Raw genomic sequence first — 26,815 nt, forward strand, 5'->3', positions numbered from 1 at the left:
GAGAAGCGACGGGAGGGTGCGTGTATTGACTCTCACAGGCATTATCAACTCCATAGTTCATTTCCTCCGGGATGTGACGGGCAGCGACGGACTGGCTATCATCGCCTTGACCGTCCTCTTGAGGCTCGTCACGTACCCGCTTACGGTAAAGCAGACCAAAGCCATGGAGGAGATGAAGCTCCTTCAACCCAAGGTGAAGGAGATACAGGACAAGTACAAAGAGCAACCCGAGGAAATGCAGAAGAGGCTGATGGAGCTGTACCGTGAGCACAGAATCAACCCTCTCGGAGGCTGTTGGCCCACGCTAATCCAGCTACCCATCATTTGGGCCCTCTTCACCGCACTTAGGAGCTACCCATTCGAACAGCGGTTCCTGTGGATGCCGAACCTTGGAAAGCCCGACGTGGCGCTCGCGGTGCTGGCCGGTGTGGCCACGTACCTTCAGTCGGTGATGATAAGCACGGATCCGAGCCAGAAGATGATGAACCTGATAATGCCGGCGTTCATCATCTGGATCAGTTTGAGTTTCCCTGCGGGCGTGACTCTCTACTGGGTGGTCACGACGCTTCTCGCCGCAGTGCAACAATGGTGGATGGGAAAGCAGGTTGCGCGGACGGGGCTCGTTGTCGAGACGGTGACGCGGCCGAGGAAAGGCAGCGTCCCAAAGGCTGTTTCATCGCAGCCTCAGGAAGCGGAGGGGGAATCCGGGCATGGCACAAAGCGTTGAAAAGACCGGCCGGACGGTTGACGAGGCAGTCCAGGAGGCCCTCAAAGCGCTAGGCCTGATGCGCGACGAGGTGGAGGTCGAGGTGCTCGAGGAGCCGGCGAGGGGCATCCTTGGGCTGGTAGGCCAGAGGCCGGCACGAGTGAAGGTGACCGCCAAGGAGACGGCCGAGGCGGGCGCGGCTGGCACGATCGAGGTCTCGGGAAAGGCCGTTGAATTCCTGAAGGAACTGCTGATGCATATGGGGTTCACCGACGTGTCAGTAAACGCCCGGGAGGCCGACGGAGTGCTCAGGCTCGACGTGGAGGGGAAGGGCCTGGGCGGGCTCATCGGGAGACGTGGTGCCACCCTTGACGCCGTGCAGTACCTGGTCAACCTGGTCGCGGGTCGTTACGCGCGGGCGACGGGGCGGCGTGGCGCAGCGGACGAGGAGAGGCTCCGTATAATAGTGGATGCCGAAGGCTACCGGGCGAAGAGAGCGAAATCCTTGGAGCGACTGGCCCAGGCGGTGGCAGAGCGCGTGCGCAGGGAGGGGCGCAGTGCGACTTTGGAGCCCATGAACCCCATGGAGCGGCGCATAATCCACCTCGCTGTTCAGGGTTGCGACGGGGTCACGTCGTTCAGCGAGGGAGAGGAACCCTACAGGCGGGTGGTCATAGCGCCTGCGAAGAACGGGGGAACGGAGGATGGGGAGACCACGTGAGTCACAGGAGGCGCCCTGGTGCGGGCGCGGGCCGGGGGCCCGCTTCGTGGAAGTTCGCGGAAGGCGAATGGGTGGTTGACCGAGCGTTTTGGCGTGAATGCGTGTCGTGCAGGCACGCATTTTAAATTGGCGCCCTGGCCTAGAAGTCCGGGTGGGCGGGCGGCAACGACGTGGCCGTGCGGCGACGCGGGACACATGCGCAGGGAGCGTGCAGGGAAGAGAGCACTATGGAAGGACGCTGGGTTGCTTCGAGCGAGGATACGATAGCGGCCATATCCACGGCTCTAGGAGAGGGCGGGATCGGGATCGTGCGGGTGAGCGGGCCGCACGCTTTCGAGATCGCCTCCAAGGTGTTCCGGGACCCGTCGGGAAAGCGGCGTCGCAGCCTGAGGCCATGGGGGCTGAGGTACGGCGTGGTCGTGGACCCGAACACGGGCGAGGTGATAGACGAGGCGCTCGCAAGCGCGATGCCGGCTCCCCACAGCTTCACCCGGGAGGACGTGGTGGAGTTCAGTTGTCACGGCGGGGTGGGGCCTCTCTCCCGTGTACTGGATGTGGTGCTGAAATGCGGCGCGCGTCTGGCGCAGCCCGGCGAGTTCACGAGGCGCGCGTTCCTTTCGGGAAGGATCGACCTGGCGCAGGCAGAGGCGGTCATCGAGATCATACGCGCGCGCACGGATTCCGCACGGAGGCTGGCGCTGGCAAACCTAAGAGGGGAGCTGTCCTCATCGGTGGCGTCTATCCGGGAAGACGTGGTGGCGCTGTTGGCCCATCTCGAGGCGGTTGTGGATTTCCCAGAGGACGATGTTGAGGAGTTGGGACGGGCCGCGGTGGCGAGCGCGGCGCGCGAGGGCGTCGCGAGGCTGCGGGGCCTTGCGGCGAGGACACGGCGTGGGCGCGTGTACAGAGAAGGTGTGAGCGTGGCCATCGTCGGGCGGCCCAACGTTGGGAAGTCCAGCCTCCTCAACGCTCTCCTCGGAAGGGCGAGGGCGATCGTGACGGATGTGCCGGGCACGACGCGCGACGCTGTGGAGGATTGGACGAGCATGCGCGGCGTGCCCGTGAGGCTCGTGGACACCGCGGGCCTGCGGCATACGGACGACCCGGTGGAGCGCATGGGGGTCGACCGGGCGCTGGAGCATCTCACCGATGCCGACCTCGTCATCATCGTGATCGACGGGAGCGAGCCGTTGCAGGAGGACGACGTCCGAGCCTTGGGCCTGGCTGGTGAGAGAGGCGAAAAGGGCTGCGTGGTGGCGCTTAACAAGAGCGATCTCGAGTGCAAGGTGTCGGAAAGCGATATCGCCCAGCTTGCACGCGGCATGCCGATAGTGCGTGTGAGCGCGAAGTGCGGCACGGGCATAGCGGACATCGAGGAGGCTGTTGCGAGACTCGCCGTGGGCGCAGTCGCTGGCGTGAGCGAGGGGACGGTGATGGCGACGGCGCGGCAGCAGGAGGCCCTGGAGCGCGCGGCGGCGGCGCTGGAGGACGCGGCATCCGCTGTGGACCAAGGCGCACCCGTTGATCTCGCGGCGATAGACGTGCGGGAGGCTCTGTTCTGGCTCGATCAAGTCACGGGGCGGTCGGCTTCGGATGATGTGTTGGACAAGATCTTCTCCGAGTTCTGTGTGGGCAAGTGAGCTGGCGAAAGGGGGTGTTGGCAGAGGTGAAAGAACGTGAGGCGGACGTCATCGTGGTTGGCGGAGGCCACGCCGGATGCGAGGCCGCGCTCGCGTGCGCGCGCATGGGCGCGGGCGTGCTTCTGCTGACCCTCGGCTGGGACGCGGTGGCCGCAATGCCGTGCAACCCGTCCATCGGCGGACCCGGCAAGGCTCAGCTCGTGCGGGAGATAGACGCGCTTGGGGGAGAGATGGGCCGGAACATAGACGCGACCTATCTTCAAATGAGGTTGCTCAACACAGGCAAGGGGCCGGCTGTACGCTCCCTACGAGCCCAGGCGGACAAGACCGCGTACGCCGAGAGGATGCGCGAAGTGCTGCGGCGGGAGCCGAACCTAGCGGTGGAGGTCGCACATGTCGTGGGGATCGAGGTGGGCGCGGACGGCGCCGTGTCGGGTGTTGTGACGCGCGAGCGCGGTCTCCTACGAGCGGCGGCTGTGATCATCGCGACCGGCACATATCTCGGGGGAACGGTCCATGTGGGTGAGCGTTCTTGGTCCTCGGGGCCTCAGGGGCAGCCTAGCGCGCAAGAGCTCGGACGCGCGTTGGCCGCGCTGGGCCTGCGGCTTGCGAGGTTCAAGACTGGTACGTCTCCAAGGGTCAGGAGGGACAGCGTGGACGTGGCAAAGATGCAGGAGCAGCACGGGGAGGTGCTCCCGTTCGGCTTCTCGTTCGATACGGAAGGCACCCGTCCCGATCAGGAACTCTGCTGGCTGACGTACACAACCCCTCGGACCCACGAGATAATCCGGGCTAATCTCGGCAGAGCTCCTCTCTATACTGGGGCCATCACCGGACGCGGACCGCGCTACTGCCCGTCCATCGAGACCAAGGTGGTGCAGTTTCCTGCCAGGGAACGTCACCAGGTGTTCTTGGAGCCCGAGACGCGGGACGGCGATGTCATGTACCTGGGAGGGCTGTCCACGAGCCTCCCGGCGGACGTGCAGGAGGAGATGGTCCACAGCGTCCCTGGGTTGGAGGAGGCCGAGATACTCCGTCCCGGTTACGCCATAGAGTACGATTGCCTGGTCCCCACGGAGCTCCTGCCCTCGCTGGAGACAAAGAAGATCTCTGGGCTGTTTGCTGCAGGGCAGATCAACGGGACGTCCGGCTATGAAGAGGCCGCAAGCCAGGGGCTCATGGCGGGCATCAACGCGGTCCTGAAGATCCGTGGCAAGGAGCCGCTGGTGCTGGAGCGTTCGGAGGCGTACATCGGCGTCCTCATCGATGACTTGGTGACGAAAGGGACCTGCGAGCCGTACAGGATGATGACCTCGCGGGCGGAGTATCGCCTCACTCTGAGACAAGACAATGCAGACTTGAGGCTTACGGAAAAGGGCCACCAGGTCGGGCTGGTTCCGGAGGAGCGGTACGAGAGGTTTCTCGCAAGACGGCGGATGATCGAGGACGAGATGAAGCGGCTCGGCCGGACGGTCGTGCCGGGGGATGCGAGGACCGCGCGCCTGCTGGCGGCCATCGGCACCGCGCCCCTTCAGTCGGAGACGTCGCTCGCGGATCTCTTGGCGAGACCCGAGGTGAGTTACGACAGACTGGCGGCAGTGGACGAGGGGAGGCCCGCGCTGCCGCAGAACGTCGTGCAGGTGGTGGAGATAGAGCTGAAGTACGCCGGCTATATAAGGAAACAGAAGGCGCAGATTGAGCGGGCGAGGCGCCTCGAAGCGCGGCTCCTGCCGCCCGACACTGACTACCGGATGATAGCTGGGCTTTCTCGCGAGGCCGTGGAAAAGCTCTCGGAGATCCGCCCGCGGTCGATAGGACAGGCGGCGCGCATATCTGGGGTATCTCCCGCTGACATCATGGCGCTCCTGGTTTACGTCGAATCCGGGCGGCGTCGAGCAACCATCGGCGGCTTGCGTGGCGCGTGACGGTCCAGACTGGGGGTGGCGGCTGCGGGTTTCAGGGACGTCTTGGAGCGAGGTGCGAGTGAGCTCGGAATACGGCTCGACTCCCGGGCGATCGGTGTTTTCGAGCGCCATTACCGTGTGCTCGTGGACTGCAACCGGCGGGTGAACCTCACTTCGATTGAGGGCGAGGAGGAGGCGGCGGTGAAGCATTTCCTGGATTCCTTAACGTGCCTCCTCGCCGTTGATCTGCCGGAAGGGTGCAAGGTAGTGGACGTAGGGAGCGGCGCGGGTTTCCCCGGTGTGGTCCTGAAAGTGGCCCGTGGCGGGATCAGGCTTGCGCTGGTGGAGGCGTCGCGGAAGAGGGCGGATTTCCTGAGAGATCTCGTGGACATGTTGGGGCTCAGCGATGTCGAGGTATTGTGGGACCGTGCGGAGCGGCTGGGACGAACGTCGGTACACCGGGAATCGTACGACGTGGTGACCGCACGGGCTGTTGGCGAAATGGCGGTCCTGGCGGAGCTGTGCTTACCCTTCGTCAGAGTGGGGGGCATGTTTGTCGCCCAGAAGGGGCCGGACGCGCGTGAAGAGATGGAGGCGTCGGCTGAGGCCGTGGAGACGATGGGAGGCGTGGTGGACCGCGTAGTACCGGTGTGCCTGCCCTTTGGATACGGCGGACGGAGCATCGTGGTAGTAAGAAAGGAATCCACGACCCCTGCCCGTTATCCGAGACGTCCCGGGATCCCTGAAAAGAGACCCATTAAGAGAGCCAGAGAGCCGGAGCTGACACGGGGTTGAAGCTGCCGGGAGGCGGGGCGGGGGCGGCGCGCGGTGATGAACGGCGCCGCCCGTGCATGCGTGTATGCGTGCGTGGGTGGGTGCGTGGGTGCGGGCGGGCCGGTGGGGCCGGTGGGGTGGGCCGGCGCTGTCGTGAGGCGGAGAGCTGCGAGGCTGGCGGGGAGCGGGCGCGGTTCGGGTGGGTGTTCTTGAGGGACCTGTGGGGAGGATCTAGGTTCCCGGCGACGAAATACTATGTTACCGGTTCTGGGGGAGAGGCGGCTCGGCAATGAAGGATGAGCTTGCGCGCCTCATAGGGTTGCGCAGGAAAGGCGAGACAGGGGCAAAGGAAACCGTGAGGGAGATCCCGTTGGACCTCATTGGGCCAAATCCCTATCAGCCGCGGGAAGCCTTCGACGAGGAAAGCCTCAGAGAGCTAGCCGACTCCATAAGGGAGCACGGCTTGATCCAGCCCGTGATAGTGCGGCAGCTAGGCGAGAAGTACGAGGTCATCGCGGGGGAGAGGCGGCTGCGAGCCTGTCGGCTGGCGGGGCTGCAGACCGTGCCGGCCATTGTCCGGGATATGTCGCCTGGCGAGAGCGCCGAGGTCTCGCTCGTCGAGAACCTTCAGCGCAAGGACCTGAACGTGCTGGAGGAGGCTACTGGCTATCAGAAACTGCTGGGTGAGTTCGGGCTGACGCAGCAGGAGTTGGCGAAGCGCGTAGGCAAAAGCCAGTCGACGATCGCGAACAAGCTGAGGTTGTTGAAACTACCGAAGCCCGTGCTCGATGCGCTGGCAAGTGAGATCATATCCGAGCGGCATGCAAGGGCTCTTCTCAGGCTTCCATCAGAGCAGGAGCAAGTGATGGTGTTGCGAAGGATTCACGCCCAGGGCCTGACGGTGGGGCAAACTGAGGCGCTCATCGACGAGAGGCTGAAGGAGATCCGGCGCAAACGAGTGAGACGAAAGGTGCGGGGACAGGAAGCCGGAGCCGTGCGCGCGTTCAAGGATATACGGGTGTTTCTGAACTCTGTGAGGGATGTGGTCCGGCAGCTAAAGGCAACGGGCGTGAGCGTGGGCTTCGAGGAGAAGGACGAGGGTGACGTCCTCGAGCTCAGGATCAGAATCGCGAAGTCGGGTCGCGATGAGAGTGGCGAGTCTCAAGGGCCGAAGGCTGCCGAAGGGTGAAAGCGCAGGAAAGCGCCGGAACGCGCAAGGGCGCAGGCGCGATCGGGGCGCGGTCGTGGGTGGCTGCGACGCGGCCGCGGCGGGCCGGGCGGGCTGCGGGGCAGGTGCGGCGGAGAGAGCCGAAGGTTAGGGTTCCCGGCACAACATCTGCAGGGGCGTGTGACGATGGGCAAAGTGATGGCTGTGGTGAACCAGAAGGGCGGAGTTGGGAAGAGCACGACGGCTGTGAATCTCAGCGCGTGCATCGCGGCGCAGGGACTGCCGGTCCTGCTCGTGGACGTGGATCCGCAGGGCAACGCGAGCAGCGGGGTCGGCGTCGACAAGGGGTCGACCAAGCGCTGCGTGTACGACGCTATCATCAATGACGAGCCGCTGGAAAGCCTCACCCTCGGAACTGCCATCCCCGACCTGAAAGTGGTGCCTGCAAGCATACAGTTGGCCGGAGCGGAGATCGAGCTCGTGTCCACCATGTCACGCGAGGTAAGGCTGCGGAGAGCGCTCGAACGCGTGCGCGACAGGTATAGATACGTGATAATCGATTGCCCGCCGTCGCTAGGCCTTCTGACGTTGAACGCGCTCACCGCGGCGGACTCGGTCATCGTGCCGATCCAGTGCGAGTACTACGCGCTTGAGGGCCTGAGCCAATTGCTGAATACCATCCAGCTTGTCCAGAAGCACTTGAACCCGGCGTTGAAGCTGGAGGGCGTGGTCCTCACCATGTACGACCCCCGCACGAACCTGTCTCAGCAAGTGATAGACGAGGTCAGAGGCTTCTTCAAGGAGAAGGTGTACGCGACAGTGATTCCGAGGAACATCCGCCTCAGCGAAGCCCCAAGCTATGGGAAGCCGATCATCCTGTACGATGATAGGTCCAAGGGCGCCGAGGCATACAGACAACTGGCGAAGGAAGTGATGGCCAGTGCCTAGGAAGGGGCTGGGTAAGGGGCTGAGCGCGCTCATTCCAGATATGCAGCCCGAAGACTCTGAGCGAGTTAGGGAGCTGCCGATAGATCAAATCCAGCCCAACCCGTATCAGCCGAGGAAGCGCTTCGACGATGCGAAGCTTGCTGAGCTCGCGGACTCCATCAAGGCCCACGGCATCGTGCAACCTGTGGTGGTGCGGAAGGTGGATGATGGATACCAGCTCGTGGTGGGACAGCGGCGCCTTTTGGCGGCTCGGATGGCCGGGCTCGCGGAAGTTCCCGCGGTGGTGACCGAGCTGGACGACTCGGAGATGATCCAGGTCGCGCTGATCGAGAACCTGCAGCGGGAAGACCTCAATCCGATGGAGGAGGCCGAGTCATACCGGCGGTTGGTTGAGGACTTTGGGATGAGTCAAGAGGAGCTCGCGGGAGTCCTCGGGCGGAGCAGGCCGTCCATCGCTAACACGCTGCGGCTTCTCAATCTTCAGCCAGAAGTGCAGGAAGTTGTTTCACGTGGAACAATCTCCATGGGGCACGCGAGGGCGCTCCTGGCTATTCAAGACCCGGCGTTGCAGGTGGAGACGTGCGATCACGTGGTTCGAGAGGAGCTCTCCGTGCGCGAAACGGAGGAGCTGGTGCGCCGGGTGCTGGCGGCCGGCAGGATCGGCGAGAAAGGAAAGAAGGACGAGCGTCCAAAGGATCCGGAGATAGCTTCCCTTGAGGAGAGGTTGCGACGGGCGTTCGGGACGCAAGTGAGGATCATACCGGGCAAGAAAAAAGGCAAGATCGAGATAGAATACTATAGCGACGAGGACCTCGAGAGGATACTCGCCCTAGTGTTGTGAGCACGGCCGGGCCCGGCCTCGGGGCCGCGCATCGGACAGGCGTGGCAGGGTCGGCTGGCCGGGCTTGCGTGAAGGCGACGGGGAGGCTTGGCTTTGATGGAGGCCGGGCGCGATGTTGGTGGAGAGCGCGCCCGGCCCTTTGCATCTCAAGGACATCCCCACGAGACCGTCGAAGTCACGGGCATCGTGGCAAGACGGCCGGGCCGTGAATGAGAGTGCGTTAGTCTTTGCCCCGTTGCCGGCAGTTACCAGATGGCGGGTGTTGTGCCGCGTGGGCGATGTTGCGCCGTTGCGCTCGGGGACGCGGGGACGGCGCGCAGAGCGGGGCGCCTAGACAGAATCCAGCCCGTGAGGCTAAGTACGAGGCTAGGTACGTTGGGAAAAGTCCGCACGACTCTTCGGGATGGGGCGGTCCTTCCCGGGGTTGCCGGCGTTGCCCTCCGGGGACGGCGCGCCTGCTGCGCGTCTCGTTCGAATTCGGAGCTTAAGGCGGCCGAATTCTCCCCCCGCCCCGTCCCGCAGGCACCGGCAACCCTGGCGCCGTCAAGAACGGGGACGAAAAGTCATGGCGGAGAGTGTTGAACTCCCCAGTGGTTGCCAATCTGTGCAGCCTTGGCGACGGCTTGGTGGGCTTCAACTGGGCCGAGGCGAAATAATGTGGGAGGGTTCGACGCTCCCACGGCGCCATACTTAGTGGCTAGTGGCCGGATGTTGACACGCCCCATGCTGTCACCGGCTCCCCTCCGACGATCTGAAGCACTTTCGCACGAGAATGTTGAACCGTTGAACCTCGCGGTAACCGGCCACCTGCGCGGCCACAGCGAGGGTTTTGCCGACTTCAAACGGGCCGAGACGGCGTGATATCGGGAAAACGAGAGGTGTGCGGCACCTCCCTCTGGCGTTGAGAGGCAATGGTGTGTCGTTCGCGCGCGACGGGACGCGCCCGGGTGCGAATGAGCCTCCGTTGAGGGCGCCCGCCTGTCCCAGGTGGCCCGCCCGCCATGCAGGGCGGTCTCTCTTGGCCCGGGCGCGCCACGTGGGCAGGGCTCAGTGTGGGAGAGCCCTGCGTTCCAGGCGAACCGGGAACGGAGGTTTGCGCAGGTGCGGGCGTGGGTTCAGGGTGCAGTCGCAGGTTGGCCGGAGGCGGCGAGATCGCGGAGGCCGGGGTAATCCCACTTGGGTGGCCGTGGCCCATCCGGTCTGACGTGGCGAACAGCCGTTCGGTTTCTGTATAGGCAAACGCCCTTAGTCCAAAGAGAGTGTTCCACGTGGAACATTTTCGTTTGCCCACGGTGAACGCCCCTGGGCTGGGGTGCGTTATGCAGGGTGCGTTAGCTGCCGTCCCATTGCCAGCACCTGCCGGGTTACCGGTATCATACTCGGGAACGGCCCCCACCCCCCGAGCGGGCCACGCTCCGCCGCAACCCGGTCCCTCAGGCCAGTGCCGGGCCTCTCACACGCCCCGTGCAACCACCGCCAACCCATCTCAATGACCGGAAGCATTCTTGCACATCCACTCAGAATGTGCGGCCCTTCACGCCCCTCTATGGAAACACCAGCCATGTATAAGCGGTAGGCGGCACCCGAGTCCCTGTCGCGGGGGAGCCTGCGACGTCCACCCCGAGCGAGCGCCACGGCACAAGAGGATGCAGCGGCCTCTCAACCAGTCTTGAGTAAGAGACTAGCGCCGCGAACGCCTTGCCTGCTCGCCCGTTGAGTGGTTGCGGGAGGACATCACTGGCGAGACCGGCAGGACGCATGCGCCACGGTGCGGCGCGAGCCGAACCTTGCGCCGTGTGCCCGGCTGCTGCGGAGAGCGCCTGACCGCCGGCTGGGCCGCCGTCCGCCAGTACTCAACTTGCTCGGGCAATTGCAGGCGGGGCAATCGCAGGCGACGCGTTAGCAGCTCGCGCAAGCACGGTCCGCGCTACGGCACCTCCCGCGTGAGCGTGACGACTGTGTGACGAGGGCCATGCGACCAGCGCAGCACGGCAGCGTGCCGTGCCTCTCGGGAGCGGGTATTTCCCGGGAAATACTCATCGAGCGTCCCCCGGCGTGGTGGACGCATGGTGGAAGGCGATGCGTGCGAGGGTACGATTGGAGCGCCGTCGCGCGTCCCAGGAGAGGACGACCGCTCCGCATGCACGAGGCCGTCGGGGCAAGTCCTCGCGCGAGACGGGGCCGGGTCAGCCGCATCAAAGGAGGTTTCCCGGATCATAGCAGCTTGGAGCAGGAAAGCCCTCACTCCTGTCGAATGTAGAGAACCGGGTTGGGAGGAGGGGAACGTGTGGGAGTGTTCACTTTAGTCGAGGATCTGATTTCCGCCCACCTGGGGACGCTGACACTCGTCCTGGTCGTCCTTCTAGCGGCAGGTACCGTGGCGTTGGCAGTCCTGGACTGGCGGCTTGGACGGCTGTTGCGGAGATACCGGGCGCTCGTGCAGGGCTCCTCTGGGGAAAGCCTGGACGGCATAATAGAAGACTGCGTAAGGCGCACGAGGCAGCTCGAAGGGGACCTCGAGGAGCTGAGGAAGTTCGTAGAGGACATGCACCATGCGTCGCGACGCCACTTGCAGGGACTGGGCATCGTGAGATTCAACGCCTTTCAAGACATCGGCGGGGATCAGAGCTTCGCGCTCGCCATGTTGGACGGTGCCGGGGACGGCGTCGTGCTGAGCAGCCTGTATGGACGGGACGAGTCACGCGTGTACGCGAAACCGGTGGAACGGGGCTCGTCAACCTATGCCCTAACCGCTGAGGAGCAAAAAGCCGTCGATGCAGCTCTGCGCGGCAAGCGTTAGCGCCAACCTCACGCGCTGAAGGCGCTGTGAAGGCGGCCGCCCACGACGAACGCGCGCCTCGCCCCAACCGGCGAAATCCCGGCGCCGTGCGCGGCAAACTACCCGCCTACGCCCGTGACGCGGGGGGGGGCGGACGGCGGGCCGGGGCTGAGCCGGCTGCTGAGGTCCGGGCGGCGGAGGCGACGAGGCACATGGAGCGGGCGCGGGCCCGGAACGCCTCCGCAAAAATCCCGGCGCATTCTTCCCGTTCCAGGCAGGAAAACCGGCAGTGACGTCGAAGTTTAGACCTGCCTTTTGGGTCGCTCTGTGTTTTCTGGTGAATAGTACCTGCTCCATCATATTTCCGGCAGATCTTCATATACTTCAATAGTGGACCAGCCTTTGTTTCGGACCGGGGCGCGTGCTTCCCGCGTGCTTCCCAAGACAACCGGTGGCAGAGTGACGGGCGCAACTATCACCTGGAAGGGGAGAACCATGATGTGGCGCAAGGTGCTCAGGCGCAAGCTCGCAAGACGTCGCCGCGGCGCGCTCACTATCATGGCCATACCTGCGACAGACGGCACCATCCGAAGCATCAGCATCCCGCTCCTTCTCGTGTACATGGGTTCCGCGGTCGCCGTAGCGGTCATTGCCTTTCTCGTGCTCTCCTATTTCGGCATGACAGCGACGGTCGCGCGGTTTTACCACGACCAGGTCGCCAAGGATGCCCACATCGAGGAGCTGACCAAGAAGAACGCGGAGCTAGAGCAAATCAACGCTGATAACAAGAAGCAACTTGAGACGTTCGCCAAGCGGACGGCTGAGCTCGAAAAGGAACTTGCGCGTCTCGACGCGCTGAGTAAGGAGATCACGAGCATAATAAAAGGTAAGAAGGTGTCGAGCACCGCGACCAGCACCACGACCTTGGCCAGCCGGGGAGACTACCAGCGCGGTGCAGCGCCGGGCGAGGACAGGGAGGTCGACCTTGAATCGGACCCAGCGGCTGGACTGGCCCAGCTCGCAGTCGAAACCGACTCGCGCCTTGCGGACCTCGCGCGCGCTGCGGATGACATGGCCGCGGACCTCTCGTCGCTTCGCCGGTCCGCGGTATCATATAGAGAAAAGCTCGACCATACCCCTGACGGATGGCCTGCGAGGGGAAGGATCACTTCAAGCTTCGGGAGGCGGCGCCATCCGATCACCAGGAACGTCCAGCCCCATGACGGCGTCGACATCGCGGCGCCGGTAGGCACTCCCATCAGGGCGACCGCGGACGGCACGGTCCGGTTCGCGGGGACGCAGTCAGGGTACGGCCTCATGGTCATAATAGAGCACGGGTATGGGTTCCAGACCGTGTACGCCCATAACTCACGGAACGTTGTCCGTGCGGGGCAGCGGGTAAAGCGGGGGCAGGTCATAGCGTATGTGGGAAGCACTGGCACCAGCACCGGCCCGCACGTCCACTATGAGGTACGCGTCTCGGGCAAGCCTGCGAATCCGCGAAACTACATGTAGCGTTCGGTTCCTATCGATGGAGCACACGGCCACAGCTCCGAGCCTCTCTTCAGGGGATATAACCTCTCCCGGCCTGTCAAAGGCACAGTGCAAGAGCGTAGATTCGCGAACGCCGGCCTCAGGGCACGGCTCCCCTGCCAGCGATGCCCGTCGGGATGTCCGTAGAGCCGCACGTTTGCGGAGGCGCAGGGCCGCTCCTATGGCGTACACGGAGGGGTTGGCCGGACGATGCGCCCCAGGGACCCTTCAGCATACGCGGTATCGATGATCCTTTCACAAAGGAGGCAGGACTGCCATGTTTGGCAAGCGTCCCAGCGAGCCGGCCCAGCCACGCAAGGTCGACACCATTATCGGCAAGGAGACCCGAGTGACCGGGAGGGTGCAAGCGTCTGGCACCATACGCGTAGACGGTTCCATCGACGGCGAGATAGAAGCTGATGGCGACGTTGTCATCGGCGAGCCTGGACGGCTGGTCGCGTCGATACACGCGCGCAACGTCACCATAGCGGGTGAGGTCCAGGGTGACGTCCACGCCGAAGGAAGGCTGGAGCTCCTTCCCACGGGAAAGCTCTACGGCGATGTGAAGACCGCGATCCTCGCCATAGAGGACGGGGCCATCTTCAAAGGAGCATGCGAGATGATCGCAGCCGAACCACAGGGCAGGCTCCTGACAGGGAAGGTGTCCCCGCCCGCGCTCCCGGAGGGGACCGCAGAATCGGGGGATGCCGCGGAATGATCTTCGAGGATCGCGCCCACGCAGGGCAACTCCTCGCCAGAGAGCTCGCGCGATACGCTGAGCCCGACGTTCTTGTGCTAGCGTTGCCCCGAGGCGGGGTCCCGGTGGGAGCCGAGATCGCGCGCGCGCTCAAGGCCGAACTCGATGTGGTGATCCCGCGCAAGATAGGCGCGCCCGGCGACCCCGAGCTCGCCATAGGTGCAGTCTCGGGAAACGGGGCTGTCATCCTGAACGAGGAGCTCGTTCGCGTCCTCGGGGTCCCCGAGGCATACATCCGCGAAGCGGCAGCGCGCGAGCGGGTGGAGATCCGGCGCAGGTCGCTGCTTTACCGAGGGAGGCAGCCCGCGCCACGCGTCAAGGGCAGGACGGTGATCGTGGTGGACGATGGCATAGCCACCGGCTACACCATGCTCGCTGCTCTGCGGGGCGTGAGACAGGAAGGGCCGGCGATGCTCGTGGCCGCTGTGCCCGTGGCACCTCCCGACTCCATTGCGAAGCTCGAGGCCGAAGCGGATGAAGTCGTGGCGCTGTCCACACCATCTCACTTCTTTGCTGTGGGCCAATTCTACCAGGACTTCTCGCAAGTGACCGACGAAGAGGTCCAAGCCATCCTTGCCGAGGCGCGCGTCCCCGTCCGCCCGCCGGGCCCCGCTGACGACAGCTCTCCTAACGACGGCCCTCTGAGACGGCCCGAATAGCCCTCGAAGGAGCGGGGGATGATAAAGAGCGGCGCGCTAGCAGCGGCCCGCCCTCCCCAGACGGAGGAGGTGTGCCGATCAAACTTGAATGCTCCCGCGCGCTCATTCGTCACCCGAGGTGAACCCGGAATGAAAGGGATCATAGCGGTTTCCGACAGTCTGTCCGATTATCGAGACATGCTCGAGGAAGAGGGCTACGAGGTGGTAAGCCTCGAAGAAGGCCTCGACATCGCCGACGCAGTGCTGATCTCCGGGATGGACCGAGACCACTCAGGCATCTCAGCCATCGACACGGAGGTACCCGTGCTCGACGTAACCGGGAGACGGCCGGATGAAGTGCTAAGAACGCTCGAAGAGCGCCTAGAGCTTCTGTGAGCGACGAGAGGTAGAGGTAGAGGTAGCCAGCAGCGCTCGCCGCCTCGTCCTCTCCGGCTCGTCGGCTCATGTAGGCGAGTCCCATCTGGTCGCGGCGACGCGCTGCGCCATCTCGAGAGCGGGGGACACCCCCAGGAGCTCGCGCGCGGCGGACGCGAGCGCGCATCCGATAACCTCAGCCATCCTCATCACCAGATGGAGTCTGGTGTTTTGCAGGACCATGTATTCCATGTACCCTCCGACGTTCACGATCCCCGTGATGTGAGCATGCCCCACCTGTGGCAGAGTCTTGCTGACGCCCGTGCCAGGCCTGAGAGGCCCTCTAGTGGCGGTGATGGTCCCCACGCTCTCAAGCCTGCCCAGACACGCGTCCACCGCAACAATGTAAGGGTTTGCGAACGCCGCAAGTGCCCTGTTAATAGACTCCTGAAGATTCGCGGCGTGAACTGGGCTGTCTAGCGTGCCCCAGACGCGGGAGCTATCGATCCCGAGGCTCACGAGGCGCGTGCCTGTGAGGGGCCCGAGCGAGTCGCCGGTCGACCGGTCGGTGCCGATGCAAAAGAAGAGAAGGGGTCTACGCGCCGGGTCCGGCACGTCCCGCAAGAAGATCGATCGAAGCGACTCCGCGAGCACGGCTGGCGCGTCGGGATCGTCCACATGAGCGCGGCATACAGGCTCTCTGTTGCCTCCGAAAAAGCCCAAAGGGGCGCCCTCCCTAAAGAAATGATGGCCCTGACGTGCACACCCTGGACGGAACGTCACTTGCAGTATATGAACCGCGACTCACAGGTATTCCTGTCCATGCCAGCCTTCTAGCGGGAAGCGAACCGACGGCGCACCCTCACTAACCGCCGGCTGCGCCGCCCGCCTGCGCCTAACGGGCGCGGCGCCCGGACGCGCTCTACTCTGCAGACACCCTGGGCCCTCAGCCCTCGCCCCATCCAGAGGCATCCCACGTGACCGAAAGGCACCGCACCAACGGCCGCAGGGGGAGGGCCCGGAGACCGGGGTCTCCGCCGTCGTGGTGCGTCTTGCCTCCGACGGGTGCCGTGAACGACCCGGACCGCAACGCGCCGGCTATGGTGCTGTACAGGCAGCCAGGCTGAATATAAATCCCGATGTAGGCCGGTCGCTGCCCCGGGCCGCGCCAGTCCAAGCTCTCGTCTCAACGCCCGTTTCAGCGAACGTCGCGGCGAGCTCGGAACGTTGCACCGGGCCCGGGGCGACAAGGCGACGCCGGCCGCGGAGGTGACGAGGTGAGACCTACCTCCAACCGCACCGTTCCCGCCATGAACGTCAGACTCGCCGCCACGTACCTCGGCACCGTGGTCGGCGCGGGCTTCGCTTCAGGTCAGGAACACCTGCACTTCTTCGCCAGGTTCTCGCGGGGGGGAGACCTCGGGGTGGCACTTTCCGGCCTTCTGTTCATCACCCTGGGGGTGATGCTTGCCGACCTTGCCTCAAGGCATGCCACGTCCTCGGCTGAGGATCTCCTGGAGCTCCTCGGCGGTCCGGTGGCCGCGCGTGCGATGGATGCGGTTCTCACGGTGTTCACGTTCTGCTCGCTCTGTGTCATGATGGCGGGGAGCGCCGCGCTCTTCAAAGAGCACGCGTATCTCCCCTCAAGCCTGGGGATGAGCCTCACGGCGCTGGTCACGGTGGCTGCGGTCGTCAAAGGGGTCGAAGGGCTTCTCTCTCTGAACACCGTGATCGCCCCTGTTCTGCTGGGTGCTCCCGTGACGGTCGCATCTCTCTCGCTGATACGAGCGATAGCGCGCTCATCACCGTGCCCGGGCCCGCCCTGGCCCGAAGGTGCAAGCGGGAATGCGTTCATTCCAGCGTGGCCGGTAGCGAGCGTCCTGTACGTCTCATACAACCTCATCCTTGTCGTGGCAGCGTTCGCGTCCATGGGAAGGGATCTGGACGACCCGAGGGCCGCGCGACGCGGTGCCGCCCTCGGGGGAGTTGCGCTTCTCGTGTTCATGGCGGCGATTCACATCTCGCTCGAGCTTCACGGACCCGCCATCTGGCGCGCAGAAGTGCCGATGCTCCTAGCGGCCTCGCGCTTCGGCTTGGGCCTCCGTGTGGTGTACTTCGCAGCCCTCTGGGTGGCAATGGTCACGACAGCCGCAGCGGCATGCTTTGCGTTCTGCCGGAGGCTCGGGAGACGCAACAGATCGGTGGAGCGCGCGCTCGCCGTGTCGACCGTGCTCGCCTCCGCTCTGCTTGCGCAGGTCGGGTTCGGAGACCTGGTGAGCCGGGTATATCCGGTCTTCGGCTACCTCGGCCTCCCTCTTGTGCTCGGCCTAGTGCGAGCTTGGCTCAGGAGCCGGTTCGCGTTGATTTTCCTTACGTGACCGAGCACGCCGACTTGCGGAGCGTGCGCGCTAGGTCGCGGACGAGGCGCGTCGTGGGGGCGTGCCGGCCTCGCAGGGGAGCGCGGGCGACCGCAGGCGGGGCCCTTTCTGGTGCGATGTGCCACTAACCCAGTGAGATGTCCTAGACGTCGTGGCGCACAGCTTCCGCACAGCTTCGCCCGTCGCGCGCCGGGCGAGGCAAGACACGGGGCAAGACACCACGTTGACTCTTGATATATAATTGCGGTGAGGGATGGGTGCGGACGCTACGGAGTATGGAGGCGGTGTGCTTGAGATTCGCTCCTTGGAAACCCGTGCCGGCCAAACCTCATACCGAGTCGAACGATCACCCGCACGCGGGGACGGACGCCACGACCCAACGGGCGGATGCAGCGCAGCGGCTGAAGGACGCCTGCGACCTCCTGCGTCTCGGCAAACTCGACGAGGCGCAGGCAGTGCTCGAAGCGGCCGTAGGCCTGGACCCGGAGAACGCGGAAGCCCACAACAAACTGGGAGTCGTGCTGGCGCGCAAGGGGCGGCTCGACGAGGCCGAGACCAGCTTTGAAAGGGCCCTCGCGCTCAACCCGCGGCACGCCGCAGCCATGAGCAACCTCGGCAACATATACAAAGAAAAGAACATGCTTGACAGGGCCATACAGTGCTATAATATGGCGTTGTCGATCGATCCCGACCACGCCACGGCCCATCACAACCTTGGCGTGGTGTACCGACAAATGGGAATGATCGACCGTGCAGTCGGCCATTTCAAGCAGGCACACAGGCTTCAGGTGCGCGGTTTCGTCGGAGAAGGCCGGACGGGGGTCATGGGTGGCCGGTACCTCTGGTTACTTGTTGTTGCGGCCTTCATCCTGGTTTACGTCCTTGGGTTCAGGAAGTGAGGCGCGTTTCCGGGATGTCCCTCCAAGCGTGGAAGAGGGCCGGACGCGGGGTGATGGTGTGAACTTCCTCCTTACGTGGGTCTTGGCGATACAGACTCCAAATCAGAGTGCCCGCAAGCCGGCGAGCACTGCCATGACGGCGGCGATGGCCATCGCCGTTGCGGTGCTGGTTTTGGCGGGCGGTGCGGCCCATGCCGCTGCCCCGCAAGCGCCCCGCATCATCGACGGGGTGCGGGTGGCCGACATTGCCCTCGGCGGCCTTACGCCCGAGGAGGCCAGCCGCGTGTTGGAGCGGTTCGCATCCGAGGTGGTTGCGGCCCCTATCACCCTTGTGTGGGAGAACCAGTCGTGGCAGCTCAACCCCGTCGACATAGGCGTGGAAGCACACGTATCGGCTACCGTGGAGCAGGCCATGGCCGTGGGACGAACTGGGCCGTGGCTCGCAAGGTGGCGGGAGAGGCGCGCCGTAGCTGCGCACGGCCGTGACGTGCCGCTCATCATCACGGTAAACGAGGACCTCTTCAGAGACGTCGTGTTCGAGCTTGCGGCGGAGATCGACAGGCCGGCGGAAAACGCGGGCTTCACCATCGCTCCGGACGACACGGTGAGCCTCCGGCCCTCGGCCAACGGCAGGCGCCTCGACGTAAGCAGCCTGGGCGCGGCGATCAAGGCGGTCCTTCCCCAGCGCACAGGGAGGATTGTGCGGCTGAGCGTGGAGCCGGTCGTTCCCCAGGTGACCACGGAACAGCTGCAGGCGATGAACATCAAAAGGTGTATAGGCGCCTACACCACGAAGTTCAACCCGGCGGACGAGGCGAGGGTCCACAACATCCGCGCCGCTGCGGACGCCATCAACGGCGTCCTGGTGGCGCCGGGCGAGGTATTCTCGTTCAACACTGTGGTTGGCCCGCGCAGCAAGGAAGCGGGCTACCTCGAGGCACCAGTCGTGGTCGAGGACGAGCTCGTTCCGGGTGTGGGCGGGGGCATATGCCAGGTCTCGACGACCCTCTACAACGCCGTGCTCCTCGCTGGCCTGGATATCGTGGCACGGGCGAATCATTCGGTGGCACCGGCGTACGTGCCGGTAGGCCGCGACGCCACAGTGGCTTACGACTACATCGACCTCCGGTTCAGGAACGACGGTTCCAGCCATGTGATGCTGGCCTCGCAAGTCGGCAAGGACTCCGTCACCGTCAAGGTGTATGGGAATGCGCCGTCCGACCGGAAAGTGATCATCGAAACGGAGATCGAGGAGAGGATTCCCCCGGGCGTGGTCAGGCGCGAGGATATGTCCCTCGCTGCGGGCCAGGAAGTGATCGAGGATGAGGGGACCTGGGGCTACGTCGTTAGTGTCTACCGCATAATCAAGGTAAACGGCGTGGAGACGAGCAGAGAGCTTCTGTCACGCGACCGATACCGGCCGAGAGCAAGGCGGATTCTGGTCGGCGTAGGGGCGCCCCGGGCGCCAGACACGGAGGCTTCGGCCACCGGCCGTCAACCGAACCACTGAACCCGCATAGGTCCGGTGCGTGCGCGCCCGGCCCACTGCGGGTGAGGCCGGCGCTCCGGTGGTCTGGAGGTGGGAACTTGGGAGAAGGCAAGTTCGACCCGGAGCTCGTGAGGGCGTTCAAGTTCTACGGCACCATCAGCTTCAACATCGCGGGTTCGATGGCCATAGGCTTTGCCGCGGGGCACGCCCTCGACACAAGGCTCGGGACACGCCCGTGGTTCGCCGTGACGGGCTTCCTTCTTGGCGCCCTCGCGGGGTTCTGGGGCGTTTACAAGCTCGTCATGTCCGAGTTCCGCGACAGACCACCGAGACCAAAACGTTGACATCCACTGAAGGGGGATAGCTCTGCATGGCAGCAGGGTCACTCGCCGGCGCCCTTCTCGGGGCGCTTGATCTTTTGACGATGGTCCAAATGGCGAAGAAAGCCGCGGCCCTCAACCCGAACCGCGCATCGGCGCTTGTGCGCCGGGTTGCGCTCGGACGGATGGCCCTCGTGTTCGGGGCGCTGGCGCTGGGGGCGATGGTTCTCGGTCAGACATCGTTCCTGTGCATGGCGGCCGCCTACATCGTCGTTCGCCTGGGCGGGCTGTTCGTGATTGCTGCGAGGAGCCGCGCCGCCTGGCGGCGCACCGGCGTGGACGCGGGAGCGTCCCTGCGTGCCGACAGAGCAGAGCGAGGGTGAACGGCGAGCCGTGACGGCTCCTTTCTCAGCGGGCTGATCGGAGGCGAGAAGATGTCGAACGCTTCCAGCGAAATCGGTGCGCACATCGTGTTGCGCATTGGGATGTTCACGTGTCACCTGGACACCATCATCATGACGTGGATCGTAATGGCCCTGCTCGTGGCGGTGGCCGTGATCGCGACGCGCAGGATGAAGGATGTGCCAGGCGGCTTCCAGAACATGGTGGAGTACGGTGTGGAGGCTCTATGGGGTCTCGTGGTGGATAACGTGCCGCCGCGAGCCCGGGGCTGTTTCCCCGTCATCGCGACTCTGTTCCTGTTCATACTGGTGGCGAACCTCATAGGGCTGGTTCCGGGCATGAAATCCCCGACGGCGGATATCAACGTGACGCTGGCGCTGGCCGCGGTGGTGCTAGGGCTCACGATCTATGCCGGGGCGTCCGTGAAAGGGGTGTGGGGGTACATCGTGGGATTTGTGAAGCCGAACCCACTCTTCCTGCCCCTGAATCTGATCGAGCTGTGCACCAGGGCGATCACACTGGCCCTACGTTTGTTCGGCAACATATTCGCTGGTGACGTCCTAGTGATCATCCTTGGCAAGCTGGTGGCCTACGCCGTGCCCACGGTGGGCCAGGCCTTCCACGTATTCGTGGGGGTGCTCCAGGCGTATCTCTTCGTGATGCTGTCCATCGCGTATGTCACGGTGGCGGCCGAGGACTGAAGGGCGTCCGAACCCAGAGGACGGGCGTCCCCCGACGCGTCGTCGACGCGCGCGCGGCCGTGTGGCCACACAGGTGCGAGGTGGGCGGTCTCTCGTGACCGCCTGTGCGCCGCGCGTCCTCCGACGAACGACAAACTTACGTAAGGGAGAGGGGTTACCATGACAGAGGTAATGCTTCTTAAGCTCATCTCAGTTGCTGCCATCTGCATCATCGTGTGCGTTGCAGCGCTCGTGGCCGGCTTGGGCGACGCCCACGTGGCCGGGAAGGCTGTGGACGGCATCGCCCGTCAGCCCGAGGCGAAGGCATCGATCTTCTCGACCATGCTCATAGGTATCGGCTTGGTCGAGGCAACGCCTATCATAGCACTGGTTGTTGCGCTCATCCTCCTCTACGCCAACCCATTCCTGGGGTGACCGCGAGGTAAAGAGGCGAGGCTGCCGGGCGCGGGCGGCGCGACAAGGTCATCCGCCCTCGAACCCGCGCGGCAGGAGTCCCATTGTCGCCCGGAGGAGGCGTGCAGAGGGGGGAATCTACGTTGATCCAGATCGACATGACGTTCTTTGCAAGCGTGCTCAACTTCCTGCTGCTAGTGGCGCTCCTCACGTTCTTCCTTTACCGGCCGATCCGGAAGTTCATGATGGACCGGCAGGACCGGATAAAGCAGTCTCTTGAGGAAGCAGCACGAAACCGCGCTGAGAGCGCGAAAATGAAGCAAGAGTACGAGGCCCGCCTCGCGCAGGCGAGCCGCGAGGCGCAGGAAATCATCGAGAAGGCCGTCGTCCAGGGGGAACGCGCCCAGACCGAGATACTGGAAGCCGCGCGGAAAGAGGCGAAGGCCATTCTCGAACAAGCCAGGGCCGAGGCTGCACGCGAACGGCAAGTGGCGTTTGAAGCCCTGCTCGACGATATCGTCGACCTGGTCGTGGCCACGGCCAGCGCAGTCACGGCAAAGAAAGTCAACCTCGCCGACGATGAAGCAGTCGTGAAACGCCTCATCGAGGAAGGTTGGCTGAGTGGCGCGGGGGAGCGGGAACTATGAGACCCATCAGAAAGAGGACACAGCCGCCGGCCGAGCGGCCGGTGCGCGTCATCGTGAGAACGGCCCGCCCACTGTCACCCGAGCTCGGGGAGACGATCCGGACGCGTGTGTCGGAGGGGCTGGGCAGGCCGATCCTCCTCTTCTTCGAGGAGGATCCCTCTCTTCTGGGCGGGATCACGCTTCAAATCGGTAACACCGTCGTGGACGCGAGCCTGAGCCGGAGCCTGGAGGAGATTCGGGCGAAACTCGCGGAGTACTTCCACCTGGCGGCGCTGGGCACGGCTCCGGGAGTACCCGGCGGCGAGCCTGAGGGCGACTGGAAGGGCCCGAAGCTCACGTCAGAGATGCTCAGAACAGCCATCGAGCTCGTGAAGAAGCATACGCCCGCCCCGGTGGTAGAAGAGGTCGGCACCGTCATCTCCGTGGGAGACGGCGTAGCGAGGATAAGCGGCCTTCCGTCGGCGATGGCCGGAGAGCTCGTAGTGTTCGACGGCGGCGGTGAGGGTATGGTCCTCGACCTTGACGTGGACGCCGTGGGGTGCATCGTCTTCACGGGCGCGGAGAGGATCACCGAGGGGTCCGTCGTGCGATGCACGGGAAGGGTCGCGGACGTGCCTGTGGGCGAGGAGCTCCTTGGGCGGGTCGTGAACCCTCTCGGCGAGCCGCTGGACGGCAAGGGGCCGATCCTGGCGCGGGCGAGGCGCTATATCGAGAGCCCCGCACCGGGCGTGGCGGAACGCGAGCCTGTGAGCGTGCCGCTGCAGACCGGGATTCTGGCGGTGGACGCGATGGTGCCGATCGGGCGCGGCCAGCGCGAGCTCATCATCGGTGACCGCCAAACCGGAAAAACGTCGATCGCTGTGGATGCCATAATCAGCCAGAAGGATACGGGGGTGCTATGCATCTACGTGGCCATAGGCCAGAAGGCCTCGAGCATAGCCCAAACCGTCAGCGTGCTCGAGGAGCACGGGGCGCTCCCATATACCACGGTCGTGGCGGCGTCCGCGAGCGATCCAGCGCCGCTTCAGTACATCGCGCCATACGCGGGCTGCGCCATGGCTGAACACTTCATGTACAGCGGCAGGGACGTCCTTATAGTGTATGACGACCTGTCCAAGCACGCAGCCGCTCACCGGGAAGTCGCGCTGCTGCTGCGCAGGCCGCCGGGCCGCGAGGCTTATCCAGGGGATGTCTTCTACATCCATGGCCGCCTCCTGGAACGTGCGGCCAAGCTCTCGAAAGAACGCGGCGGCGGGTCGATGACCGCTCTACCGATAGTGGAGACGCTAGCGGGCGATGTCTCGGCGTACATCCCCACCAACACCATATCGATCACGGACGGTCAGATCTATCTCGAGAGCGACCTGTTCTTCTCGGGCGTGCGGCCGGCGGTGAACGTCGGGCTCTCCGTGTCGCGCGTGGGCGGGGACGCGCAAGTGCCGGCCATGCGCGAGCTCTCGTCCCACCTGCGCCTTGACCTCGCGCAGTACCGAGAGCTCTCAGCGTTCGCCCAGTTTGGCTCCGACCTGGACAAGGCCACCCAGGCGCAGCTTCGCCGGGGCGAGCGGATAGTGGAGGTGCTGAAGCAGCCAAACCACGAGGTGCTCACAGTCGAGGAACAGGTGGTCACGCTGTTTACGCTGACCGGTGAGACGCTGGACGACATCCCCGTGGACCAGACGAGGTGGTTTGTGAAGGAATTCCTCGTCCATGTGAAGGACGCGTACCCGTCCATCATGCGCCGGATCCGAGACACAGGCCGCATCGACGAGGTGAGGGCGGACCTCGCCCGGGCGCTAGACGAGTTCAAGAGGGATTTCGCAAGGATGGTGGAGCGCCATGCAGAGTCCGCGTGAGGTCAGGCGTCACATCCGAACCATTCGCGAGATCAGGCACCTCACGAGAGCCATGAAGCTCGTGGCTGCGGCGAAGCTGCGGGATGCCCAGGCGAGGGTCGAGGCGGCGAGGCCTTTCGCCAAGAAGATCAGCGAGGTCCTGCTTGACATATCGTCGTTCGCCGGGTACGTACACCCGCTCATGGCCGCGCGCCCGCCGCGCACCGTGGGCGTGATGGTGGTCACGTCCGACCGGGGCATGTGCGGGAAATACAACGACGACATCATCAAGGCGGCGCTCGACCTCATAGATCGAGCATGCGGCCGCGCGAACGCGCGGGTGATCGCCGTGGGCCGCGTGGGCGCGAGAGCCCTGCGCGAGCAGGGAGTGCCTATACTGGGGGAGAGGAGCCTTGCGTCAAAGCGCCCCACGTTCGCGCTCGCAAGAACCATAGCGGCGCGTATACTCAAGGCGTTCGACGCCGGGGAGCTCGACCACGTATACCTGGTCTACTCCCGCTTCTACTCGGCGATGCAGCAGCGCCCTCGGGTCTTTCGGCTGATCCCGATTGTGCCGCTGGGCAGCGGCCGGTCCGATCATGTTCCGGCTGGCACGTGTCTTTTCGAGCCGTCGCCGAAGGAGGTCGTGGATCACCTGGTCGTGAGATACGTGGAGGTAGAGGTATACCGCGCCCTCCTCGAGGCCGAGGCGGGGGAGCGCGGCGCAAGGATGACTGCCATGAGCGCTGCCTCCGACAACGCTTCGGAGATGATCGAGCGACTGACGCTCGCGTTCCACAGGTCGCGCCAAGCCCAGATCACCCGGGAGATCGCCGACATAGTCGGGGGTGCCGAGGCGCTTGGCGCCGGTGCTGAGGGGTCCCCGGCGCCAGGGGGGCAGATTTTCGACGGACGTGTGCCCTCCACGAGGGTTGAAAGCGAGGGGGCGTAACATGAAGGGTCATGTAGTAAGGGTCAAAGGTGCCGTTATCGATATCAGTTTCGAGGGTGAGGAGGAGCTCCCACCGATACACTCCGCGGTGTTCATTCCGAAAACTGAGGCAAACGCGGGGCGGCCGGGCGGGCCGCGGAGCGCAGGCGCTGGAGTGGGCGCACGCTCCGAGGACGCGGACGCACATGGAGCAAGTGGGCGAGCCAGCGAGAGTGTGCCGGCAGAGGCTCGCGGGGCCGTGGTCGCTGAGGTTGAAAGCCACGTGGGAGCCGGGGTCGTTCGGTGCGTGGCGTTGTCCCCCACCGAGGGTCTCCGCCGAGGCATGGAGGCGCTGACAGACGGCAGGCCGCTTGCCGTGCCGACGGGGGAGGCCGTGCTGGGGCGCGTGTTGAACGTCTTCGGCGAGCCAATCGATGGCGGGCCGCCGCTCTCTAGTGTGGACGCGCCGCGCAGGCCGATACACCGCCGGGCGCCGTCCTTCGAGGAGCAAGACACCAACCTACGGATGCTGGAGACGGGCATCAAGGCGATTGACCTGCTCGCGCCGTATCCTCGCGGTGGAAAGGTCGGGCTCTTCGGAGGCGCGGGCGTGGGCAAGACCGTGCTCATCATGGAGCTCATCAGGCACGTCGCGGCGGAGCACGGGGGCGTGTCGGTTTTCGCCGGCGTAGGCGAGCGAACGCGTGAAGGCAACGAGCTATGGCTTTCCATGAAGAGGTCGGGCGTGCTGAACAAGGCGGTGCTTGTCTTCGGCCAGATGAACGAGCCCCCGGGCGCGCGTCTCCGGGCTGCGTACACCGGTCTGACCATGGCAGAGGCGTTCCGCGACGAGAAGGGTCAGGACGTGCTGCTGTTCATAGACAACATATTCAGATTCGTTCAGGCGGGAGCGGAGGTGTCCGCCCTGCTCGGCCGGATCCCGTCGGCCGTCGGCTACCAGCCGACACTTGCCTCGGAGCTCGGCAGCTTGCAGGAGAGGATCACGTCCACGCGGCGCGGGGCCATCACTTCGATCCAGGCCATATACGTGCCGGCTGACGACTATACGGACCCGGCACCCGCGACGACGTTCAGCCATCTCGACGCCACCACCAACCTCGAACGAAGCATCGCGGAGATGGGCATCTACCCAGCTGTGGACCCCCTCGCGTCCACATCGAGGCTGCTCGATCCGAGGGTGGTCGGAGAACGCCACTACAACACCGCACGCGGGGTCCAGGCCATTCTCCAGCGGTACAAGGACCTCCAAGACGTGATAGCGATCTTAGGGGTCGACGAGCTGTCCCCCGAGGACCGGCGGATCGTGGCCAGGGCGCGGCGGATTCAGAGGTTCCTCTCACAGCCGTTCTTTGTGTCCGAGCAGTTCACGGGGATTCCCGGGCGGTTCGTGCCCGTAGAGGAAACCGTGCGTGGATTCGCGGAGATTCTTGAGGGGAAGCACGACGATTTGCCCGAACAGGCGTTCTATATGGTTGGCACCATAGACGAAGCCGTGAAGAAGGCCGAGGCTATGGCACGCCGGGAGGCATCGTGAGCCGTGTCCAAGACTCTGCGCCTTGAGGTGGTCACGCCCGACAGGCTCGAGTTCTCGGGCGACGTGGAATCGGTCATCGCGCCAACCGTTTCGGGGTATATCGGCATCCTTCCGGGGCACATACCCCTGATAGCGAGGCTTGCCGTGGGGGTGCTCACCGCGCGAACGGGCGATTCGCGCCTTATGCTGGCCGTAAGCGAGGGATACATGGAGGTCTCGCCCACGAAGGTGATCATCCTGGCCGAGGCCGCCGAGATGCCCGGGGAGATCGACGTCCAGCGGGCCCTGGAGGCTAAGCGCCAAGCAGAGGAGATTCTCGCTACCAGCAAGGAGCATGTGGTGCTGACGCGCGCGCGGGCGTCGCTACAGAAGGCCCTCAATAGGCTCAAGGTCGCGAAATACCAGAATGGGGGCGGGCAGGGATCTGCCTCGACTCCGGAGAAAATAGGGGAGTAAGGCAAACGGGGCCAGTGGAGGCCAG

Annotated in this window: 26 protein-coding genes; 25 read left to right on the forward strand and 1 reads right to left on the reverse strand. The window is 64.6% G+C overall.

Annotation, left to right across the window (positions count from 1 at the left end):
* Positions 1 to 25: 25 nt before the first annotated feature.
* The 13 genes from GX515_03570 (at position 26) to GX515_03630 (ending at position 14,805) form a co-directional block, all read left to right on the forward strand.
* Positions 26 to 727 carry a membrane protein insertase YidC gene (locus tag GX515_03570; protein ID HHY32095.1) on the forward strand — a complete coding sequence of 234 codons (702 nt, stop codon included), beginning with the start codon at positions 26 to 28 and terminating at the stop codon, positions 725 to 727.
* On the forward strand, positions 711 to 1,427 hold the full coding sequence (locus GX515_03575; GenBank protein ID HHY32096.1) for a KH domain-containing protein: 717 nt from the start codon (positions 711 to 713) through the stop codon (positions 1,425 to 1,427). The genes GX515_03570 and GX515_03575 overlap by 17 nt, the downstream gene beginning before the upstream one ends.
* A 227-nt stretch (positions 1,428 to 1,654) precedes the next feature.
* Positions 1,655 to 3,067 (forward strand): tRNA uridine-5-carboxymethylaminomethyl(34) synthesis GTPase MnmE, encoded by a 1,413-nt coding sequence (gene mnmE, locus GX515_03580; GenBank protein HHY32097.1) that lies wholly within the window; start codon positions 1,655 to 1,657, stop codon positions 3,065 to 3,067.
* 26 nt (positions 3,068 to 3,093) lie between these two features.
* Positions 3,094 to 4,992, forward strand: coding sequence for a tRNA uridine-5-carboxymethylaminomethyl(34) synthesis enzyme MnmG (mnmG, locus tag GX515_03585; GenBank protein ID HHY32098.1), 1,899 nt, complete (start codon positions 3,094 to 3,096; stop codon positions 4,990 to 4,992).
* Between the two features lie 42 nt (positions 4,993 to 5,034).
* On the forward strand, positions 5,035 to 5,766 hold the full coding sequence (gene rsmG, locus GX515_03590) for a 16S rRNA (guanine(527)-N(7))-methyltransferase RsmG (protein HHY32099.1): 732 nt from the start codon (positions 5,035 to 5,037) through the stop codon (positions 5,764 to 5,766).
* A gap of 268 nt (positions 5,767 to 6,034) precedes the next feature.
* A complete protein-coding gene (noc, locus tag GX515_03595; GenBank protein HHY32100.1) occupies positions 6,035 to 6,934 on the forward strand; it encodes a nucleoid occlusion protein in 900 nt (299 codons plus the stop codon).
* Positions 6,935 to 7,099: 165 nt separating this feature from the next.
* Positions 7,100 to 7,861 (forward strand): ParA family protein, encoded by a 762-nt coding sequence (locus GX515_03600; GenBank protein ID HHY32101.1) that lies wholly within the window; start codon positions 7,100 to 7,102, stop codon positions 7,859 to 7,861.
* A gap of 40 nt (positions 7,862 to 7,901) precedes the next feature.
* Positions 7,902 to 8,702 (forward strand): ParB/RepB/Spo0J family partition protein, encoded by an 801-nt coding sequence (locus tag GX515_03605; protein ID HHY32102.1) that lies wholly within the window; start codon positions 7,902 to 7,904, stop codon positions 8,700 to 8,702.
* Positions 8,703 to 11,016: 2,314 nt separating this feature from the next.
* On the forward strand, positions 11,017 to 11,502 hold the full coding sequence (locus GX515_03610) for a DUF4446 family protein (GenBank protein HHY32103.1): 486 nt from the start codon (positions 11,017 to 11,019) through the stop codon (positions 11,500 to 11,502).
* 474 nt (positions 11,503 to 11,976) lie between these two features.
* Positions 11,977 to 12,996, forward strand: a complete 1,020-nt coding sequence (locus tag GX515_03615; GenBank protein ID HHY32104.1) for a peptidoglycan DD-metalloendopeptidase family protein — start codon at positions 11,977 to 11,979, stop codon at positions 12,994 to 12,996.
* A gap of 295 nt (positions 12,997 to 13,291) precedes the next feature.
* The gene (locus tag GX515_03620) at positions 13,292 to 13,732 is read left to right on the forward strand and encodes a polymer-forming cytoskeletal protein (protein HHY32105.1); all 441 of its coding nucleotides are present in this window, start codon (positions 13,292 to 13,294) and stop codon (positions 13,730 to 13,732) included.
* Positions 13,729 to 14,430: a phosphoribosyltransferase gene (locus GX515_03625; GenBank protein ID HHY32106.1), complete on the forward strand. Its 702-nt coding sequence runs from the start codon at positions 13,729 to 13,731 to the stop codon at positions 14,428 to 14,430. The genes GX515_03620 and GX515_03625 overlap by 4 nt, the downstream gene beginning before the upstream one ends.
* Before the next feature lie 129 nt (positions 14,431 to 14,559).
* Positions 14,560 to 14,805, forward strand: a complete 246-nt coding sequence (locus tag GX515_03630) for a YkuS family protein (protein ID HHY32107.1) — start codon at positions 14,560 to 14,562, stop codon at positions 14,803 to 14,805.
* Positions 14,806 to 14,871: 66 nt separating this feature from the next.
* Here GX515_03630 and yyaC read toward each other — a convergent pair whose 3' ends face one another.
* Positions 14,872 to 15,462, reverse strand: a complete 591-nt coding sequence (gene yyaC / locus GX515_03635; protein ID HHY32108.1) for a spore protease YyaC — start codon at positions 15,460 to 15,462, stop codon at positions 14,872 to 14,874.
* 599 nt (positions 15,463 to 16,061) lie between these two features.
* Here yyaC and GX515_03640 point away from each other — a divergent pair.
* The 12 genes from GX515_03640 (at position 16,062) to GX515_03695 (ending at position 26,790) form a co-directional block, all read left to right on the forward strand.
* Positions 16,062 to 17,162 carry a hypothetical protein gene (locus GX515_03640; protein HHY32109.1) on the forward strand — a complete coding sequence of 367 codons (1,101 nt, stop codon included), beginning with the start codon at positions 16,062 to 16,064 and terminating at the stop codon, positions 17,160 to 17,162.
* 290 nt (positions 17,163 to 17,452) lie between these two features.
* Positions 17,453 to 18,061, forward strand: coding sequence for a tetratricopeptide repeat protein (locus GX515_03645; GenBank protein ID HHY32110.1), 609 nt, complete (start codon positions 17,453 to 17,455; stop codon positions 18,059 to 18,061).
* A 28-nt stretch (positions 18,062 to 18,089) separates the two neighbouring features.
* Positions 18,090 to 19,571 carry a vanomycin resistance protein VanB gene (locus GX515_03650; GenBank protein ID HHY32111.1) on the forward strand — a complete coding sequence of 494 codons (1,482 nt, stop codon included), beginning with the start codon at positions 18,090 to 18,092 and terminating at the stop codon, positions 19,569 to 19,571.
* 77 nt (positions 19,572 to 19,648) lie between these two features.
* Complete coding sequence (locus GX515_03655) at positions 19,649 to 19,894, forward strand: AtpZ/AtpI family protein (protein HHY32112.1); 246 nt, start codon at positions 19,649 to 19,651, stop codon at positions 19,892 to 19,894.
* A gap of 26 nt (positions 19,895 to 19,920) precedes the next feature.
* Entirely contained in the window at positions 19,921 to 20,253 is a 333-nt protein-coding gene (locus tag GX515_03660; GenBank protein HHY32113.1) for a hypothetical protein, read from the forward strand.
* Positions 20,254 to 20,304: 51 nt separating this feature from the next.
* Positions 20,305 to 20,973 (forward strand): F0F1 ATP synthase subunit A, encoded by a 669-nt coding sequence (gene atpB / locus GX515_03665; GenBank protein ID HHY32114.1) that lies wholly within the window; start codon positions 20,305 to 20,307, stop codon positions 20,971 to 20,973.
* Between the two features lie 159 nt (positions 20,974 to 21,132).
* Positions 21,133 to 21,387: an ATP synthase F0 subunit C gene (atpE, locus tag GX515_03670; protein ID HHY32115.1), complete on the forward strand. Its 255-nt coding sequence runs from the start codon at positions 21,133 to 21,135 to the stop codon at positions 21,385 to 21,387.
* A 122-nt stretch (positions 21,388 to 21,509) separates the two neighbouring features.
* Positions 21,510 to 22,013 carry a F0F1 ATP synthase subunit B gene (atpF, locus tag GX515_03675; protein ID HHY32116.1) on the forward strand — a complete coding sequence of 168 codons (504 nt, stop codon included), beginning with the start codon at positions 21,510 to 21,512 and terminating at the stop codon, positions 22,011 to 22,013.
* Positions 22,010 to 23,869 (forward strand): F0F1 ATP synthase subunit alpha, encoded by a 1,860-nt coding sequence (locus GX515_03680; protein HHY32117.1) that lies wholly within the window; start codon positions 22,010 to 22,012, stop codon positions 23,867 to 23,869. Before atpF ends, GX515_03680 begins: the two co-directional genes overlap by 4 nt.
* The gene (gene atpG, locus GX515_03685) at positions 23,853 to 24,800 is read left to right on the forward strand and encodes an ATP synthase F1 subunit gamma (GenBank protein ID HHY32118.1); all 948 of its coding nucleotides are present in this window, start codon (positions 23,853 to 23,855) and stop codon (positions 24,798 to 24,800) included. The genes GX515_03680 and atpG overlap by 17 nt, the downstream gene beginning before the upstream one ends.
* A 1-nt stretch (position 24,801) precedes the next feature.
* Positions 24,802 to 26,334 carry a F0F1 ATP synthase subunit beta gene (atpD, locus tag GX515_03690; GenBank protein ID HHY32119.1) on the forward strand — a complete coding sequence of 511 codons (1,533 nt, stop codon included), beginning with the start codon at positions 24,802 to 24,804 and terminating at the stop codon, positions 26,332 to 26,334.
* Positions 26,335 to 26,337: 3 nt separating this feature from the next.
* The gene (locus tag GX515_03695) at positions 26,338 to 26,790 is read left to right on the forward strand and encodes a F0F1 ATP synthase subunit epsilon (GenBank protein ID HHY32120.1); all 453 of its coding nucleotides are present in this window, start codon (positions 26,338 to 26,340) and stop codon (positions 26,788 to 26,790) included.
* Positions 26,791 to 26,815: the final 25 nt, after the last annotated feature.

Source organism: Bacillota bacterium, assembly GCA_012842395.1.
In the GTDB taxonomy this organism is placed as follows: domain Bacteria; phylum Bacillota; class SHA-98; order UBA4971; family UBA4971; genus UBA6256.